Source organism: Flavobacterium sp. B183, assembly GCF_023539155.1.
GTDB classification, from domain to species: domain Bacteria; phylum Bacteroidota; class Bacteroidia; order Flavobacteriales; family Flavobacteriaceae; genus Flavobacterium; species Flavobacterium tructae.
In genome coordinates, this window is the sequence record NZ_CP097434.1 from 3503672 (window position 1) to 3519796 (window position 16125).

Consider the following 16125-nt stretch of genomic DNA (forward strand, 5'->3'; position numbering starts at 1 on the left):
AAATTAAAATTCGTGAATTCGTGGCTAAAAAATTAAGAACTGCAAGAAAGCATAGAACATCCAACTTTTGAGCGGGCCCAGTCCGGACGTTTGGCAAACCATTTTTGAAATTCAGGCTGTTCGTCATACGGTTTTTGCAGAAGTTGATACAATTCATCAATTAAAGAATAATCCTCCTGATCTGCGGCATCAATAGCCAATTGCGCCATATAATTTCGAAGTACGTACTTTGGATTTATAGTGTTCATTTTCTCAGAACGCTCTCTATCAGAAAGCGCTTCCGTATGAAGTCTTTCGAGATAAAGAGTAAACCATTTCTCCCATGATTCTAAAATTGTACCTGAGATTTGCTCCGGAATATAAAACGAATCCTGAATTCTTTCGATTGCTTTTTCAGGAGAATCTGATTTTTGTACGCTGCTTAAATTTCGGAAAAAGATCGTCATGTCTGTTTCAGACAGTTGCAAAACAGTTTCCAAACCGTCAATTAACGTACTATCAGTTTCGGTTGAAATAAGTAAGCCTAATTTGCTTAAAAACATATTCTTATAATCAGATTCAAAATCAATCATAAAAGACTCCAGAATTTTTTCTAAAGGTTCCGCTTCATTGATTAAGGGGTAAATGGCATTGGCCAATTGGTACAAATTCCATTGTGCAATCTGCGGTTGATTTCCAAAACGATATCTTCGGTATTGACTGTCTGTGGTGTTTGGAGTCCAGTTTGGATCGTAATTTTCCAGCCAACCGTAAGGACCATAATCAATCGTAATTCCATGAATTGACATGTTGTCGGTATTCATTACTCCATGTACAAAACCCACACGCTGCCAATGCAGAATCATTTCACGGGTTTTATCGGCTACTGTTTTGAAAAATTGAAGGTATTGCTCTTTAGGCTCTCCTTTTATTTCCGGGAAGTAGTATTTAATATTGTATTCCACAAACTGTTTTAAGTTTTGAAGCTCATTTCGGGCGGTCAGCATTTCAAAACTTCCAAAACGAATAAAGGAAGGAGCTACGCGACAAACAATTGCACCTTTTTCATAAGCAGCATTCCCATTGTATAACATATCACGTAAAACTTGATCTCCGGACAGCATAAGGGATAGGGATCGGGTAGTGGGAACTCCTAAATGATACATGGCCTCAGCACACAGGTACTCTCGCACAGACGAACGCAAAACAGCCAGGCCGTCAGCAGTTCGGGAGTACGGAGTTCTTCCGGCACCTTTTAATTGAAGCATAAAAGATTCATCGTTATGTGTCACTTCAGTTAAATTAATGGCACGGCCGTCACCCAATTGCCCTGCCCAGTTTCCAAACTGATGTCCGGCATAACACATAGCAAACGGACGAGTTTCAGGTAATATTTCTTTCCCTGAAAAAACATTCAAAAAGGATGCGGACTTAATTTCATCAAGTGAAATTCCAACCGATTCCACTACTTCTTGTGAAGCATGAATCAGCTTAGGATTGGATGGTTTTGTTGGATTTACATACGAGAAAAGCGCATTAGAAACCTGACGAACCTCGTTGGTTTCATTTGAGTCTGCGGGCAGCTCAGCAGTAAATCGGTTGTTTATTTTTAAATTTTTCATTAGAATAATCTTTCTCTGATTTTCAGATTAAAACGAGTTCTGTTTGTATTGTGTTATTTTAAAGTATGATAAAAATGTCTGCTTAATCCATTAATCGGTTGGCGTACATTTTTTTTAATTTATGAACTTTAGGATCAATTACGATCTGGCAGTAACGTGCATCCTGATTGTTTTTGTAGTAATTTTGATGGTCTGTTTCAGCTTCGTAAAAAACTTCAAAAGGAACGAGCTGCGTTACAATCGGGTCTTCATAAAAAGCTTTTACTTCTTCAAAGACCTTTTCGGCAATCGCTTTCTGTTCTTCATTATGATATAAAACAATCGAGCGGTATTGTGTGCCGCTGTCTGCACCCTGACGGTTCAGGGTGGTAGGATCATGACTTGTCATAAATATGAAAATCAGGTCATGGTATGAAATTATGTCAGGATTAAATGCAACTTGTACGACTTCTGCATGGCCGGTTCTTTCGGTACATACTTCACGGTAGGGTGGATTTTTAATAAAACCTCCCGAAAATCCTGATTTTAAGGATTCGACTCCCTTTAAACGCTGAATTACAGCTTCAATACACCAAAAACATCCTCCACCAAAAGTGGCAACTGATAAATTCCCCATAAATAGTATTGTTCAAGTTTTAATGCCCTATTAATCCGATAGAATATTGTGATAAATTATAAGTAAAAAGATAGTTAAAATAAAGATATCAAACAGTTTTTTAGTGTTTGAAGTTTATAATTGATAAATTCGCAATTCTATAAAAAAGCAATATATTTGCAATTAAATTCAGGCACACTAATGAACAGCAAAAATAGTACCATCACTTTAGAAACCTATTTCCAGGATTTTAGAAAGAATATTGTAGGAATTAATCAGGAGTTTTCTTCTCCGTTTGGCAAAAAGCAGATTATTTATACCGATTGGACTGCCAGCGGAAGGTTATACCGACCAATTGAAGAGAAAATTCTTAATGAATTCGGGCCTTTTGTAGCCAATACACATACAGAGACTACAGTGTCAGGTACTGCCATGACAAAAGCTTATCATCATGCCAGATCGATCATCAAGCGTCATACCAATGCGAGCAATGATGATGTTTTGATCACAGATGGAACCGGAATGACGGGTGTTGTCAATAAATTTCAGCGTATTCTGGGGTTAAAAATCCCTGAGAACCTAAAAGAGTGCACTGTTGTTCCTGCTGAAAAGCGCCCAGTTGTTTTTATTTCTCATATGGAGCATCACTCCAATCAAACCTCCTGGCTGGAAACCATTGCGGATGTTGAAATTATTCCATCTTGTGAAAAAGGACTTTTTTGTCTGGATAATTTAGAGCAACTGTTAGAGAAATACAGCGAAAGAACTATTAAAATTGCTTCTATTACCTCCTGTTCAAATGTTACAGGTTTAAAAACACCGTTTCACGAAGCTGCAAAATTGATGCACAAGCACAATGGTGTTTGTTTTGTTGATTTTGCCTGTTCAGGACCTTATGTCGAAATCGATATGCATCCTGAAGATTCGGAAGCATACCTGGACGCAATTTTCTTTTCTCCACACAAATTTTTAGGAGGTCCCGGAACTTCAGGGGTTTTAATTTTTAATAAAAAGTTATACAACAATATGATTCCCGATTGTCCTGGTGGAGGCACAGTTAGCTGGACCAATCCATGGGGCGAACATAAATATATCGACAACATTGAGGATCGTGAAGATGGTGGTACTCCGGGTTTTCTTCAGGTAATTAAAACGGCGTTAGCAATTGAGCTGAAAGAAGAAATGGGAATCGAGAATATTCTACAACGTGAACATGAGATTGTAGAGTATGTTTTTAATGAACTGGACACTGTTTCCAACATAAAAATTCTGGCAGGCCAACATAAGAACCGTTTAGGGGTTGTTTCGTTTTTTATTGAAAATCTTCATTTCAATTTAGGAGTGAAATTACTGAATGACAGATTCGGAATTCAAACCAGAGGAGGATGCAGTTGTGCGGGAACGTATGGGCATTTTTTATTGCACGTAGATCAGGAAACATCTAATAAACTGGTGAATGAAATTACGATTGGAGATTTAATTAAAAAACCGGGATGGATCAGAATGTCAATTCATCCAACTACTACCGATAAAGAAATTGCTTTTGTTTGTGAAAGCATTAAAGATTTAGCGAAAAATCATGAGGAGTGGGCTTTGGACTATTCCTATAATAAAGATACGAATGAATTTGTTCACAAGAACGCCGGTTCGTTTGAAGACGATTTAGTGGCCGGATGGTTCAAATCGTAAAAATACATAAATCAGACAGGTTTTAAGAACCTGTCTGGTTTGCCTGAAATTTTTTTAAGGACAAGAGTGCCTGTTCTTGAATTTTTCCTTGAAAAAAGCCTGTCCAGCCCATTAAATATCCGGTAAAACCGAAAGCCTGTTTCGACCATTTCCAAACATCAAAATTGTCTGTGTGTTTGATAATCAGACCATCCTGAAAAGCAAATTCAGCAGAAATACGATTGATTACCTTTCTATTGGTTTTGCTAAAATTATAAGTTGCAACCCATTTAGCACTGCCCGAAGAATCATCGGCTTTAATATCTGAAAATTCGATTTTAATGTTGCCTTTACTTTTCAAAATCAACATTTCCCACATTTTAGAAACCTGCTCTTCTTTTAGTAAACCAAAAGCCGGATCGATAAAATGAATTTTTGGATGGTAACATTCGCTCATTGTTTTAGCATCGGCATTGGCAAAAGCAGTATAGAATTTTGTAATTAAAGCTTCATTCGAATTCATAAAAATGTTGTTTAGATTATAAATATAGAATTTATTGTACTAAAAAAAGCACTTACAGCACACTAATTGCGGCTGCAGTGTCAAAAGTTTTTTTAGATTTATCGAATGCTGTCGAAAAGTACGCCATTTTGTTCAAAGCAGTAAAGTAACCGGTTTGGTCACCAAAAGCGGCTGTATTGTTCCCTTTAATGATAAATCGGATGGCTTTAATGTCTGTTTTCTTTAGTTTTACCATTTCGGCAGGAGTGAAATAGTAATAAGCAGTAGTCTTTCCATCAAGGGTTTCTTTGATGTTTTTGTCCACACAAGCAATTACATCTCCGTTAACAAGGTCAACATATACGCCTCCTGAGATTTGAGTTTTATCATTAGAAATTCCTATTGATAGTTTTAAAACCCCTCCTTTATCTGTTTTCGCAATCTGAACTTCCGTTTCGCCGGTAAACACATATTTTTCACAAATAAAAGTATAACTGGTTGTTGCCGGAAATGGTTTAGAACCTTTTATGCTTACAGTTTGCTGTGCATTTATGAAACCGGAAATTAACAATACGATTAAAAGAGGCAGTTTTAAATTCATAGGTTTTACTTTATTGATCTGTTACTTTTGAGTCAAATTTTTCGTCCCAATCCATTGATTTTATAGCTGAGATCAGATTGTCTTCATTTACAAAAATGCGCAATTCTTTATTGGCTACTTTTTTGGTGTACAGCGCATGATATCGATAAATAACCTCTTGCTTTGTTCTGTAAACACCGTCCAGTTTTAAATCGATGAAACTTCCATAGTATTGTCTGAACCTTTGACAGGTTTTGGTCAGACGTTCTTCGGTCGTATTCTCCATTACCGATTTGGTGACTTCAGTCTCGTTAAAAGGTTTGAATTTTGAGGAATTGCAGGTTTCCAGCACCCTTTTTCCTAATTCATACGCTTTTTTCTGCTGATTGGAATTTATTTCGGCAGCAGTGACTTTCTTGATCTTTAAATCTTCAGTATCTCTGTGGATTGTTTTCGATTTACATCCCAATAACAACAACAAACATATAATCAATCCTGCTTTCTTCATAACTATTTAAGTAATTTTTAATAATAAGTTGGGGTCAGGGCAATTTTCAATGTAAAAGTTCAAATCGTTGGTATTGCATACTCCCGGATAATCACCGGAATAGTTTTCGATGTTTCGAATAATTTGAAAGTGTACGTGCGGAGGATAGTCTCCGTTAACGGACGAACTTCCCAAGGTTCCAATCTTTTGACCTTTACTAAAAAATGTCCCAACACTGAGGTTCTCTATACTTTCTAACGATAAATGTCCGTATAAAGTATAAAATTTCTTATTTTCTATCCGATGCTCTAAAATAATGGTCGGACCATAATCACCTAAGCCTATATTGTTTTTAAAGCTGTGTACTTTTCCGTCAAGCGGTGCCAAAACTGCTGTGTCTGCTTTTGTCCATAAGTCCAGTCCTATATGAATGTTGCGTTCCGGAATAGAATTGTTTTTAAAAATGGCACTGCGCTGATAAAGAGTTCTTCCTTCAATATAACCGCCAAAGGCCACTTCGGCATCATTTTTTTCTAAGTAGTCTGAAATAAAACCTTCAAATTCCTGGGTACAGGTAGGTTTAAAATCAGCAAGTTCCTGATTGGTTACGGATAAATCTAAAGGGATGTATTTTGAAATATCAATGGAAGAATCTATTATTTTAGTGGGAGGTAAGGCTTTTAAAATAGAGGCAAGAGGTTTCATAAATTTAAACTACTTTTTCGATAATTATTAATTCATTGTGAGCTTCAACTCGTGGGAGCATTTTTGAAGCAAACAGTTTGGGGTCAATTTCAGAAATGTATTTTCGGTTTCGAACATTATGCGCTTCATCTAAAATCATGGTATTAAATAAAACAAATCCGTGATTTTGCAATAAGGAACAAATACGTTCGCTAAAAAAACGTTCGAATAAAAAATTTGGCATTTTGATATCTTCAAAAATATCAATAATAATTAAATTATATTTATTTTTTGTTTTTAAAACAAACTCAAAAGCGTCATCAATTACCACTTCCAGTTGTTTGATTTCATTCAGATTGAAATACTCATTGGCTATTTTAATCATTTCGGGGTCAATTTCTACTCCGGTAATTTTACCTTTATACTGAATTTCGTCCACCAAAGTTTTTACTACACTTCCTCCGGCAACTCCCAATAATAAAATATGATTCATTTTAAGAATGGCATCGTATCCAATATTTCGAAGACCATACCTTAAGATACGTTGCAGGCTTCCATAAGAGTAATTTGTATTTTCAGAATCAAGGACCAGTTCGCCGTTGGCCCAGGTAACTTCGATGATTTTGCTTCTTTGTGATTTTTTTTTGAATATTTTTATAGGAACAATATAACTGAACAATTTTTGGATCATTTTAAATGCTTTTACTCAAAAATACCACTTTAAATCTTTTATTTTGCAGTAAAAAAGTAATTAATGAAAAAGCGATTGTACAAATTCATTTTTTTTAAGCTAATGGGCTGGAAAATAGTAGGAATTGAAAATGCTGAAGTGAAAAAATGTGTGATGATGGTAATGCCGCATACAAGCAATCATGATTTTTATTTAGGAATTTTTACTCGTGGAATTTCTGGTTTGGAGATGAATTGGGTAGGAAAGAAAGAATTATTCCGCTTTCCGTTTGGATATTATTTCAGAAATGTAGGTGGAGAGCCGATAGATCGCACCGGTGGATTGAATAAAGTAGAATCGATTGCTGCAATTTTTGACCGTAAAGAGGTTTTTCGCCTGGCTGTAGCTCCTGAAGGGACTCGTAAAGGTGTTAAAGAATTAAAAAGCGGTTTCTACTATATTGCTCTTAAGGCAAATGTGCCCATTATTCCTGTGGCTTTTGACTGGGGGAAAAAAGAAGTCAATTTAGGAAAGCCATTTCTTCCAACGGGAGATTATGATTGTGATTTGAGTGTGTTGAAAAAACACTATGACGGAGTTTTGGGTAAAATTCCTGAAAATGGATTTTGGAGTTGATTTTTTTACTGTAGATTCCATTGCGCGAGAATCGCTTAAATGAAAAATAATTTTAAAGTTTTTCAAATACTCAAAAATTTCAAACTAGGGAACATAAGTCTTGAAAGTTCCGTTTTTATAAAATACTACTATTTTTTCGATTTCATTTTCTGCGGCATTCAAATTTTGATTTTTAATTTCTGCAGAGGATGCATTTTTGTTTTTGTATTTTCTGATAAAGAATTTCCTGAAGCAGAATTTTCGTCTAATGGAATAGGGGAATGGGATTTTGTAAATTCTGACACCGATTCATTTTTTTTCAGATCGGCACTGTCTTCTGTTTTTGGAAAATTTCCTGTACCATTTAAAATCCAGTACAAATCGATTTCAGGAAAAACCTCCAAAATCTTGAGTACAAAATCTAAGCTGGGTTTGTTTCTGCCGGAAAGCAGGTGAGACATACTGGAACGCTGAACTCCGATTCGATCTGCGAAAGAAGAAGCATTTAAGCTGTAATAATCTAGTATAATTTCAAGCCGTTTTACAAAATCGTCGATGTTTACCATTGTAAATTACTGTTTAGAAATTCGCTGTTTACAAATGTAATCAAATGAAACATGTAAAACAATTTAAGAGCTAAAAAGCTTCAATTAAGTCTAGAAACATTGTGTTCATTGCTTTAATTGATTGTTGTTAATTGATTGAAAAATAAATAATTGAATTTAATAAATTAAAGTTGTAACAAATGTTTCTCAGTAAAAAGAAAAGGTCTTTGGAAATAGAGAGAAAACTGTTTACAATTCTAAATTAATTTGTTTACAAATCATTTACAATTGTAAAAATAAAGATGTTTACTTTTGTAAACTAATCAAAATAAGATGAATTTAGAAGAATTATTTCACCAGTATAAAGAACAAACTATAGAAGGGCGTTATCTGACTTTAGATCATATTCAGCCGTTATTAGAGCAATTAAATACAAACAATCAAGTAGAGATTATTGGTAAATCGGTTTTAGGAGAACCCATTTATAGTTATCAAATTGGGAGCGGTCCAACACGTATTTATCTTTGGTCTCAAATGCACGGAAACGAAAGTACCACTACAAAAGCATTATTTGATTTTGTAAATGTGCTAAACAGCGGTTCTGAATTTGCAGAGAAGATGCTAAAAAACTTTACTTTTTACAGTATTCCAATGCTGAATCCTGACGGAGCAAGACTTTATACACGTGAGAACGCCAATAAAGTGGATTTAAATCGTGATTCGCAAAATCTCACACAGCCGGAAAGCAATATTTTAAGATCGGTATTTGAAGCTTTTAAACCGCATTTCTGTTTTAACCTGCATGATCAGCGTACTATTTTTGGGGCTGGTGAAACCGGAAAACCAGCAACGCTATCGTTTTTGGCTCCTTCGTATAATGAGGAGAGAGAAGTTAATGAGAATCGTTTAAAGGCTATTAATGTAATTGCCGGAATCAATGATGTTTTACAGCAATATATCCCCGGGCAGGTCGGACGTTTTGATGACTCATTTAATATCAATTGTATAGGAGATACTTTTCAGCATTTGGGAGTCCCGACAATCTTGTTTGAGGCGGGTCATTTTCCTGATGATTACGAGCGTGAAATCACGCGAAAGTTTTTATTCTTCTCACTTGTTTCGAGTTTTCAACTGATTAGCGAAAACGATTTAGTTGATAATAGAATTAATGATTATTTGAATATTTCACAAAATAAAGTGGTTTTTTATGATTTTATGTGGAAAAATATCAAAATAAATTATGATGGTATCGAAATTATTACGAATTTTGTCGCACAATACAAAGAGGAATTGATTGAAAATAAGATTCATTTCAATGCTTACATAGTTGAAGTAGGCGATTTGGAAAATTATTTTGGACATTATGAATACGATGCAAAAGGTGCTAATTATTCTGATGACTTTGGTAGTTTTCCGAAATTGAATCAAAAAGCAGATTTTTGTTTAGATAAAAATGTTAAATTTGTTAACGGGTTGATAAAAAGTTAGATTTTTTGTGAATTTGTTGTTTTTTATACATATTTTTATACTTTGTAATAGCAATTAGTAATATTAATTAAAGAATTATGAGTAAATTTCGTTTAGATGAAGTAGATCACCAGATTTTAGATATGTTAATAGACAATACGAGAGTTCCGTTTACTGACATTGCTAAAAAACTATTGATATCTGCTGGTACAGTGCATGTTAGAGTAAAAAAGATGGAGGACGCAGGGATAATAATGGGATCTTCATTAGCCTTAGACTATGATAAGTTGGGGTATTCATTTATTGCTTATGTGGGTGTGTTCCTTAATAATACGTCTCAAACTAAATTTGTATTAGAGCGAATCAATCAAATTCCGTTCGTAACAGTAGCTTCTGTAACGACAGGAAAATTCAATATTTTTTGCAAAATCAGAGCAAAAGATACTAAACACGCGAAAGAAGTTATCTTTATGATTGATGATATTGATGGTGTTTACAGAACAGAAACTATGATTTCATTAGAAGAAAGTATAAACGATAAGAAGCGTTTGATGCATACTATTTTTAAAAATATGTAATATTTTCTTGAATGCTATATCTAAATATAACCTCAAGTTTATTCTTGGGGTTTTTTTATGACCAATTAACCAACCAACTACCCATAAATTATGTACACGTTACCAAAAATCGAACGTTTCAATCAGGACGTTCTTTCAAAATACCATATTTACAATAGTGTATTTATAACATTACCTTTTGATTCGATTGATAATACAGGAGTTTTACTTCCTTTATTTACAGATACTTGTGAGACAGGATTTAAAAAGCAGGAAACTCCTAAAGAGATTGTTAATTTCTTCTCTAATAAATTCCTGAATGATGCTTCTGAAAAAGATAAAATCGATTTAATGTTTCGATTTATTCAGTATATCGAACGTCAGATTGTGTTGTTTGATGCCATTGAAGATGCTGCTTTTCCGGAAGTTAATAATATGGAAGGGCGTGGTTCGTTGCGTGACATTAAAGAAAAATCAGATGCAAAGGAGAAGAATGAGGAGTTGATTGAGTTTTTAGAAAACTTTAATGTCAGAACTGTTTTAACAGCACATCCAACACAATTTTATCCAGGGCCTGTTTTAGGGATTATAAATGATTTGAAAGATGCTATTCGTTCAAATGATTTATTAAAAATCAAACAATTGCTGGCGCAGCTTGGAAAAACACCTTTTATTCAGAACGAAAAGCCAAATCCATATGATGAAGCGGTGAGTTTGATCTGGTATTTAGAAAATGTATTCTACGCAACTTCAGGAGAAATTGTTCACTACTTGCAAAAAAATATCCTTCAGGGGAGTTCTATTCAGAATCAATTGATAAAATTGGGTTTTTGGCCGGGAGGTGATCGCGACGGAAATCCTTTTGTTACGACCGATATTACTTTAAAAGTAGCAGAGCGTTTGCGTACCTCAATTCTGAAGTGTTATTATATAGAAATGAGAAGTTTAAAAAGAAAGTTAACTTTCTCAGGAGTAGATACTTTGGTTTCTGAACTTGAACATAAGCTTTACCGTTCTGTTTTTTATTCTAAAGGCGAGATTTATATTACTCTGGAAGAATTATTGACACAATTAAACAAAATTAGAACCATAATTATAGAGAAGCATCAATCCCTTTATTTAGATGAACTGGAAGCTTTTTTAGTGAAAATTAATCTATTTGGTTTTCACTTTGCGACCTTAGATATTCGTCAGAACAGTAAAATTCACAATGCTGTATTCAAAGATGTGGTGGATTTTTATCTGAATTCGGGCTCAGAGATATTTCCGAAAAATTACTTTGATTTGTCTGAAGAGGAGAAGTTAGGGGTTTTGTCGAAAGTAAAAGGAGACTTAAATTCTGCTGATTTTGAAAATGAAATTACAAGATCTACATTAGAATCTGTTCAGACCATTAAAACCATACAGCAAGCAAATGGTGAATCTGGAGCCAATCGTTACATTATCAGTAATAACGAAAGCGCTTTGAATGTTATGGAAACTTTTGCAATGATTCGTCTGAACAATTGGGAGAATCCGACGGTAGATATTATTCCGCTTTTTGAATCCGTTGATGATTTACAAAATGCACATCAGATTATGGAGCAATTGTATACTAATTCAGAGTATTCTAAACATCTGGAAGCCAGAGGTAACAAGCAGACCATTATGTTAGGTTTCTCTGACGGAACTAAAGATGGGGGGTATTTAATGGCGAACTGGAGTATTTATCAGGCTAAAATTTCATTGACAGAAATTTCAAGAAAATATGGTATACAAGCAATATTCTTTGATGGTCGCGGAGGACCTCCTGCTCGTGGTGGTGGAAAAACGCATAAATTTTATGCTTCTTTAGGACCAAAAATCGAGAATAACGAAATTCAAATTACGATTCAGGGACAAACCATTAGTTCAAATTTTGGAACTTTAGATTCCTGTCGTTATAATATTGAGAACTTATTAAGTGCTGGAGTTACCAATCAGGTTTTTAGTAAAGAAAAGAATGAGTTAAGTGTTGAAGAAACTGAAATTTTGACACAATTGGCTGATTTAGGATATGAAAAATACCTGAGTTTCAAGAATCACCCTAAGTTTATTCCGTATTTGGAGAAAATGAGTACGCTAAAATATTACTCAAAAACCAATATAGGAAGCCGACCATCTAAAAGAAGTAAATCAGAATCACTTGATTTTGCTGATTTGAGAGCGATTCCTTTTGTAGGATCCTGGAGTCAGTTGAAGCAAAATGTACCGGGATTTTTTGGGGTTGGTTCAGCTTTGAAATATTTTGAAGAAAGTGGACAGTGGGACAAAGTTCAAAATTTGTATCATGATTCCTTATTTTTCAAAACACTGCTGGAGAATAGTATGATGTCATTGGCGAAATCATTTTTACCGCTAACTGCTTATATGAAAAATGACCCTGAGTTTGGTGAATTCTGGCAAATTATCTACGACGAATTTTCAGAAACCAAACGCCTTTTGCTTAAAATTGCAGGGCATAAAACACTTATGGAAAATTACCCTGATGGTATAGCATCGATTCAGATAAGGGAGCGTATTGTGTTGCCGTTGTTGACAATACAGCAGTATGCTTTGTTGAGAATTAACGAATTGAATAAGGAAAGTGTGGTAGATGAAGAATTGGTCAAAGTGTATGAAAAAATAGTAACAAGGTCACTTTTCGGAAATACAAATGCGAGTAGAAACTCAGCTTAAAAATTATAAAAAATGAACACAGCTTTATTAACAGAAAATGAATATTCTGGCGGATTTGCTAATTACATCAAAGAAGCCGGAGAGGTAAATTTATTTGAAGAACTGGAAATTTCATTGCATGAATTTATCAAATTTGTGCAAAATATCCCGATGGATAAATTTGATTATCGTTATGCAGAAGGAAAATGGACAATAAAAGACATTATCCAGCACATTATGGATTGTGAGAGAATTTTTGCTTACCGCGCTTTGCGATTCTCGCGAAATGATAAAACGGCTTTGCCAAGTTTTGAAGAGAATGACTATGCGATTAGTACAGATTCAAATAGCAGAAGTATTCAGAGTTTATTAACGGAACTCTCCGCTTTAAGACATTCTAATTTGTTGTTTTTTAAGAGTTTGTCAGAAGAGCAGCTTAAGAGAATTGGTACAGCTTCTAATCTTCAGATTTCTGTACGTGCTCTGGGGTTTGTAATTATCGGACATCAAAAACACCATCAGAAAGTTTTTGAAGAACGTTATTTGTAGATTTTGTTCTTATATAAAAAATCCTGTAGCGTTTAACTTTACAGGATTTTTTATTTTTTGCATTAAAGGGAGGAATGAATTTTTACCGCCACGACCCAAGCGATAGCGAACAGGCGAAGCAATTCACGAATTTTTGTTTTGCTTGTGCCATTTCGATTGATAACGAACAGGCGAGGCAAATCATATGCAGGATTCGATAAAGATTGAAGACATTCTGTGCCGAGTTTCTAGTGTGATTTCTCTCTTCGGTCGAAATGACAAAATAATGTGTTTTACTTGTTTCGTTCCACAATTGCAAGTCCTAAACGAATTTTGTCATAACTCATTTTCTCCTCAAAATAATCAAAGTAGGGTTTTAGAGCAGAAGGATACTCCAGTTCGATTTGAGCTTTGTGCAATTGTTTGACTTCTTCATTTGTTACAAAAGAACTTAAATCGATTTCCTCACCGTCAAGATATAGTTTGGCTAAGTGAGATATAATTGTGGTATAGCCTAAATTTCTTTTTCCTGCAATTTCCGTGACAGTTTCGCCATTTCTGAAAAGCTCTAAAGTAGTCTTATACGTGTTGCTTTCTTTTTTAACTTTCGTGTTTGTCTTTTTTGCCTTCTGAAATTGAATGATAGCCTTTATAAATTCAGTACCATATCTTTCGAGTTTTGCATTTCCGACACCATCGATAGCAAGGAACTCTTCATCAGTCATTGGTCGTAAGGATTCCATTTGTCTCAAAGCGGCATCACTAAAAATTACGTAAGCCGGAACTTCTTCTTCCTGGGCAATTTCGTAGCGTAGTTTTCGTAGCGTTTCGAAAAGAGAATTTTTAGCCGTTTTTGTATTGGCTTCTTTTACTTCATTTTTATCTATTACCTTTTTAACAACTGTATTTAGTTTTACTTTTTCTCCTTCAAACAAAACTTTTTTCGCAAAAGACGTCAGTAAAATTTTATTGTGCTGATGGAAGGCAATTTCAAGATATCCTAAGTTGATCAACTGAATTAAGTATTGATTCCAGTCGTACCAGGAAATGTCGGATCCAATTCCGTACGTTTTTAGACTTTGATAATTTTTTTCGTAGATATACGCGTTTCTCGAGCCTCTTAAAAAATCAACAATTACAGCTAACGGCTCAGATTCTTTTAAACGGGCGATTGCAGACAGGGCTTTTTGCGCTAAAATAGTTCCATCAAAAAAGGTGGGCGGATTTTTGCAGATATCACAATTACCACAATTTTCTTTTACCAGCTCGCCGAAATACGAAAGCAGAATTTTTCGACGGCAGCTTAAAGCATCCGCGTATTGTTTCATTCTTTCTAATTTTGCCAATTGCACATCAGAGTTTAATCCTTCGGAGGCAAATTTTTGTAATTGTATTACATCGGCGTAACTTTCGAACATTACGGTTTCGGCTGGTAACCCATCCCGACCCGCACGTCCGATTTCCTGATAATAACCTTCAATATTTTTGGGTAAATTGTAATGTATAACCCATCGAACATTAGATTTATCGATTCCCATACCAAAGGCAATTGTGGCACAAACCACCTGACAATCATCGTTTATAAAATCATCTTGAGTTTTAGCTCGGATTTTATTGTCAAGTCCGGCATGATAGGCCTTTGCAGTAATTCCATTCTTCTTTAGTTTATCTGCAAGTTCTTCGGTTGTTTTTCTGCTTAAGCAATAAACAATTCCGGATTCATTGGGTTTTTTATCAATAAAATCAACAATTTGTTTGACGCGGTCTAAAGCCGGGCGTACTTCGAGGCTTAGATTTTTTCTATCGAACGAGGCTACGAACGTTTTTGGATTTCTAAGTTTTAGCTGCTTGATAATATCAGTTCGGGTCGCTTTATCGGCTGTAGCGGTTAAAGCAAGAACAGGAGTAGAAGGGAAGCGGCTCTTTAAATATCCCAAGTTAGTATAAGCCGGACGAAAATCATGCCCCCAGGAAGAAATACAATGTGCTTCGTCAATTGCAATTAGACTGATTGTCAATTCGTTGAAAGCAACGTCCAGATAAGACAAGCTCTCCGGTGCAATGTAAACAAGCTTGAAAGTGTTTGATTTTAAATTGTCTATGTAAAATTGCTGTTCCTGACTGGATTGACTGCTGTTGATGTAGCAGGCATTAATACCATTTGTTTTTAGACTGTCGACCTGATCTTTCATCAAAGCAATTAGTGGAGAGATCACAATTGTGATCCCGGGTAAGACTAAAGCGGGCAGCTGAAAACAGATTGACTTTCCTCCGCCGGTTGGCATAATAGCTAAAGTGTCCTGACCGGAAAGTATTGTAGTAATTATTGTTTCCTGATTGGGTCTGAATTTTTCAAATCCGAAATTTTCCTTTAGTTTGGCATGTAGAATTTCTGAAGTCATGGCGTTGATTGATTAGGAAGAAAAAGTAAAAAGCAAATATATAGTATTTTTCTTATTTTTTAAAATAATAGACTTCTGAAGTCATAAAAAAAGGAACTCCAATAGAGTTCCTTTAAATTATCTTGAAAAAGATTGCTTAATCTTCGTCTTCATCATCTTCGTCGTCAGCAATATCTTCTTTGTCTTCGTCGTCATCGTCGTCATCTCCATTGTCAACATCTGGTTTGTCCTGATTGTCATCATCGTCGTCGTCGTCAATATCGTCATCAAGATCAAGACCTTTTACAGGTTCGATTGTATCTACATCTACGTCGATATCATCGTCTTCATCATAATTTTCGATTCTGTCCGCAAGCTTAGTACTAATTTTTACCAAATAAATAGTATCTTCAGTACGAACTTCAACAGCTTCAACTAATTCGTTTTTAGCATTTCTAAAACGGATTACATCCGAATCATCATAACCATCAGGAAATTTTTCTACCAAAAGGTTTAAAATTTCGTTGGTAAGTTTAGCGTAGTCTACTATAACTCTTTTCATATATATC

General features: G+C 35.0%; 16 protein-coding genes. 6 read left to right on the plus strand and 10 right to left on the minus strand.

The genetic code is table 11. From position 1 onward, the window contains the following. Positions 1–32 precede the first annotated feature (32 nt). Together M4I44_RS14825 and msrA are read right to left on the minus strand one after the other, a co-directional pair. On the minus strand, positions 33–1601 hold the full coding sequence (locus M4I44_RS14825) for a YdiU family protein (RefSeq protein WP_249965187.1): 1569 nt from the start codon (positions 1599–1601) through the stop codon (positions 33–35). Positions 1602–1683: 82 nt separating this feature from the next. Next, a complete protein-coding gene (gene msrA, locus M4I44_RS14830) occupies positions 1684–2217 on the minus strand; it encodes a peptide-methionine (S)-S-oxide reductase MsrA (RefSeq protein ID WP_249965188.1) in 534 nt (177 codons plus the stop codon). Between the two features lie 180 nt (positions 2218–2397). Between msrA and M4I44_RS14835 the strand changes: the two genes are divergently transcribed. After that, positions 2398–3885, plus strand: coding sequence for an aminotransferase class V-fold PLP-dependent enzyme (locus M4I44_RS14835; RefSeq protein ID WP_017498522.1), 1488 nt, complete (start codon positions 2398–2400; stop codon positions 3883–3885). 22 nt (positions 3886–3907) lie between these two features. On the opposite strand, the gene M4I44_RS14840 is transcribed toward M4I44_RS14835, so the two are convergent. Genes M4I44_RS14840 through M4I44_RS14860 form a run of 5 tightly spaced genes read right to left on the minus strand, consistent with a single transcriptional unit; the run spans position 3908 to position 6808 of the window. Then, positions 3908–4387 carry a nuclear transport factor 2 family protein gene (locus M4I44_RS14840; protein WP_017498523.1) on the minus strand — a complete coding sequence of 160 codons (480 nt, stop codon included), beginning with the start codon at positions 4385–4387 and terminating at the stop codon, positions 3908–3910. Positions 4388–4439: 52 nt separating this feature from the next. Further along, positions 4440–4967: a hypothetical protein gene (locus M4I44_RS14845; RefSeq protein WP_249965189.1), complete on the minus strand. Its 528-nt coding sequence runs from the start codon at positions 4965–4967 to the stop codon at positions 4440–4442. A gap of 10 nt (positions 4968–4977) precedes the next feature. Next, on the minus strand, positions 4978–5454 hold the full coding sequence (locus M4I44_RS14850; RefSeq protein ID WP_249965190.1) for a hypothetical protein: 477 nt from the start codon (positions 5452–5454) through the stop codon (positions 4978–4980). Between the two features lie 6 nt (positions 5455–5460). Beyond that, positions 5461–6138, minus strand: a complete 678-nt coding sequence (locus M4I44_RS14855) for a peptidoglycan DD-metalloendopeptidase family protein (RefSeq protein WP_249965191.1) — start codon at positions 6136–6138, stop codon at positions 5461–5463. 4 nt (positions 6139–6142) lie between these two features. After that, positions 6143–6808, minus strand: coding sequence for a spermidine synthase (locus tag M4I44_RS14860; protein ID WP_017498527.1), 666 nt, complete (start codon positions 6806–6808; stop codon positions 6143–6145). Positions 6809–6871: 63 nt separating this feature from the next. Here M4I44_RS14860 and M4I44_RS14865 point away from each other — a divergent pair, with 63 nt between their 5' ends. Then, entirely contained in the window at positions 6872–7423 is a 552-nt protein-coding gene (locus tag M4I44_RS14865; protein WP_249965192.1) for a 1-acyl-sn-glycerol-3-phosphate acyltransferase, read from the plus strand. 158 nt (positions 7424–7581) lie between these two features. Here the strand turns inward: M4I44_RS14865 and M4I44_RS14870 are convergent, their stop codons facing one another. Beyond that, entirely contained in the window at positions 7582–7968 is a 387-nt protein-coding gene (locus M4I44_RS14870) for a helix-turn-helix transcriptional regulator (RefSeq protein WP_371922979.1), read from the minus strand. A 312-nt stretch (positions 7969–8280) separates the two neighbouring features. Here M4I44_RS14870 and M4I44_RS14875 point away from each other — a divergent pair, with 312 nt between their 5' ends. The 4 genes from M4I44_RS14875 (at position 8281) to M4I44_RS14890 (ending at position 13196) form a co-directional block, all read left to right on the plus strand. Beyond that, positions 8281–9435, plus strand: a complete 1155-nt coding sequence (locus M4I44_RS14875) for a M14 metallopeptidase family protein (protein ID WP_249965193.1) — start codon at positions 8281–8283, stop codon at positions 9433–9435. Positions 9436–9512: 77 nt separating this feature from the next. Then, positions 9513–9992 (plus strand): Lrp/AsnC family transcriptional regulator, encoded by a 480-nt coding sequence (locus M4I44_RS14880; RefSeq protein ID WP_008468989.1) that lies wholly within the window; start codon positions 9513–9515, stop codon positions 9990–9992. Between the two features lie 90 nt (positions 9993–10082). After that, positions 10083–12668, plus strand: a complete 2586-nt coding sequence (locus tag M4I44_RS14885; RefSeq protein ID WP_017498531.1) for a phosphoenolpyruvate carboxylase — start codon at positions 10083–10085, stop codon at positions 12666–12668. A gap of 12 nt (positions 12669–12680) precedes the next feature. After that, a complete protein-coding gene (locus M4I44_RS14890) occupies positions 12681–13196 on the plus strand; it encodes a DinB family protein (RefSeq protein ID WP_017498532.1) in 516 nt (171 codons plus the stop codon). A 272-nt stretch (positions 13197–13468) separates the two neighbouring features. Here M4I44_RS14890 and recQ read toward each other — a convergent pair whose 3' ends face one another. Both recQ and M4I44_RS14900 read right to left on the minus strand, forming a co-directional pair. Further along, on the minus strand, positions 13469–15577 hold the full coding sequence (gene recQ, locus M4I44_RS14895) for a DNA helicase RecQ (RefSeq protein ID WP_249965194.1): 2109 nt from the start codon (positions 15575–15577) through the stop codon (positions 13469–13471). 136 nt (positions 15578–15713) lie between these two features. Then, positions 15714–16118: a hypothetical protein gene (locus M4I44_RS14900; protein WP_017498534.1), complete on the minus strand. Its 405-nt coding sequence runs from the start codon at positions 16116–16118 to the stop codon at positions 15714–15716. Positions 16119–16125 lie beyond the last annotated feature (7 nt).

What these genes read in the sequence shown, in the direction of transcription:
- M4I44_RS14825 (WP_249965187.1), bottom strand. Translation starts at nt 1,601, where the DNA reads ATGAAAAATTTAAAAATAAACAACCGATTTACTGCTGAGCTGCCCGCA.
- msrA (WP_249965188.1), bottom strand. Translation starts at nt 2,217, where the DNA reads ATGGGGAATTTATCAGTTGCCACTTTTGGTGGAGGATGTTTTTGGTGT.
- M4I44_RS14835 (WP_017498522.1), top strand. Translation starts at nt 2,398, where the DNA reads ATGAACAGCAAAAATAGTACCATCACTTTAGAAACCTATTTCCAGGAT.
- M4I44_RS14840 (WP_017498523.1), bottom strand. Translation starts at nt 4,387, where the DNA reads ATGAATTCGAATGAAGCTTTAATTACAAAATTCTATACTGCTTTTGCC.
- M4I44_RS14845 (WP_249965189.1), bottom strand. Translation starts at nt 4,967, where the DNA reads ATGAATTTAAAACTGCCTCTTTTAATCGTATTGTTAATTTCCGGTTTC.
- M4I44_RS14850 (WP_249965190.1), bottom strand. Translation starts at nt 5,454, where the DNA reads ATGAAGAAAGCAGGATTGATTATATGTTTGTTGTTGTTATTGGGATGT.
- M4I44_RS14855 (WP_249965191.1), bottom strand. Translation starts at nt 6,138, where the DNA reads ATGAAACCTCTTGCCTCTATTTTAAAAGCCTTACCTCCCACTAAAATA.
- M4I44_RS14860 (WP_017498527.1), bottom strand. Translation starts at nt 6,808, where the DNA reads ATGATCCAAAAATTGTTCAGTTATATTGTTCCTATAAAAATATTCAAA.
- M4I44_RS14865 (WP_249965192.1), top strand. Translation starts at nt 6,872, where the DNA reads ATGAAAAAGCGATTGTACAAATTCATTTTTTTTAAGCTAATGGGCTGG.
- M4I44_RS14870 (WP_371922979.1), bottom strand. Translation starts at nt 7,968, where the DNA reads ATGGTAAACATCGACGATTTTGTAAAACGGCTTGAAATTATACTAGAT.
- M4I44_RS14875 (WP_249965193.1), top strand. Translation starts at nt 8,281, where the DNA reads ATGAATTTAGAAGAATTATTTCACCAGTATAAAGAACAAACTATAGAA.
- M4I44_RS14880 (WP_008468989.1), top strand. Translation starts at nt 9,513, where the DNA reads ATGAGTAAATTTCGTTTAGATGAAGTAGATCACCAGATTTTAGATATG.
- M4I44_RS14885 (WP_017498531.1), top strand. Translation starts at nt 10,083, where the DNA reads ATGTACACGTTACCAAAAATCGAACGTTTCAATCAGGACGTTCTTTCA.
- M4I44_RS14890 (WP_017498532.1), top strand. Translation starts at nt 12,681, where the DNA reads ATGAACACAGCTTTATTAACAGAAAATGAATATTCTGGCGGATTTGCT.
- recQ (WP_249965194.1), bottom strand. Translation starts at nt 15,577, where the DNA reads ATGACTTCAGAAATTCTACATGCCAAACTAAAGGAAAATTTCGGATTT.
- M4I44_RS14900 (WP_017498534.1), bottom strand. Translation starts at nt 16,118, where the DNA reads ATGAAAAGAGTTATAGTAGACTACGCTAAACTTACCAACGAAATTTTA.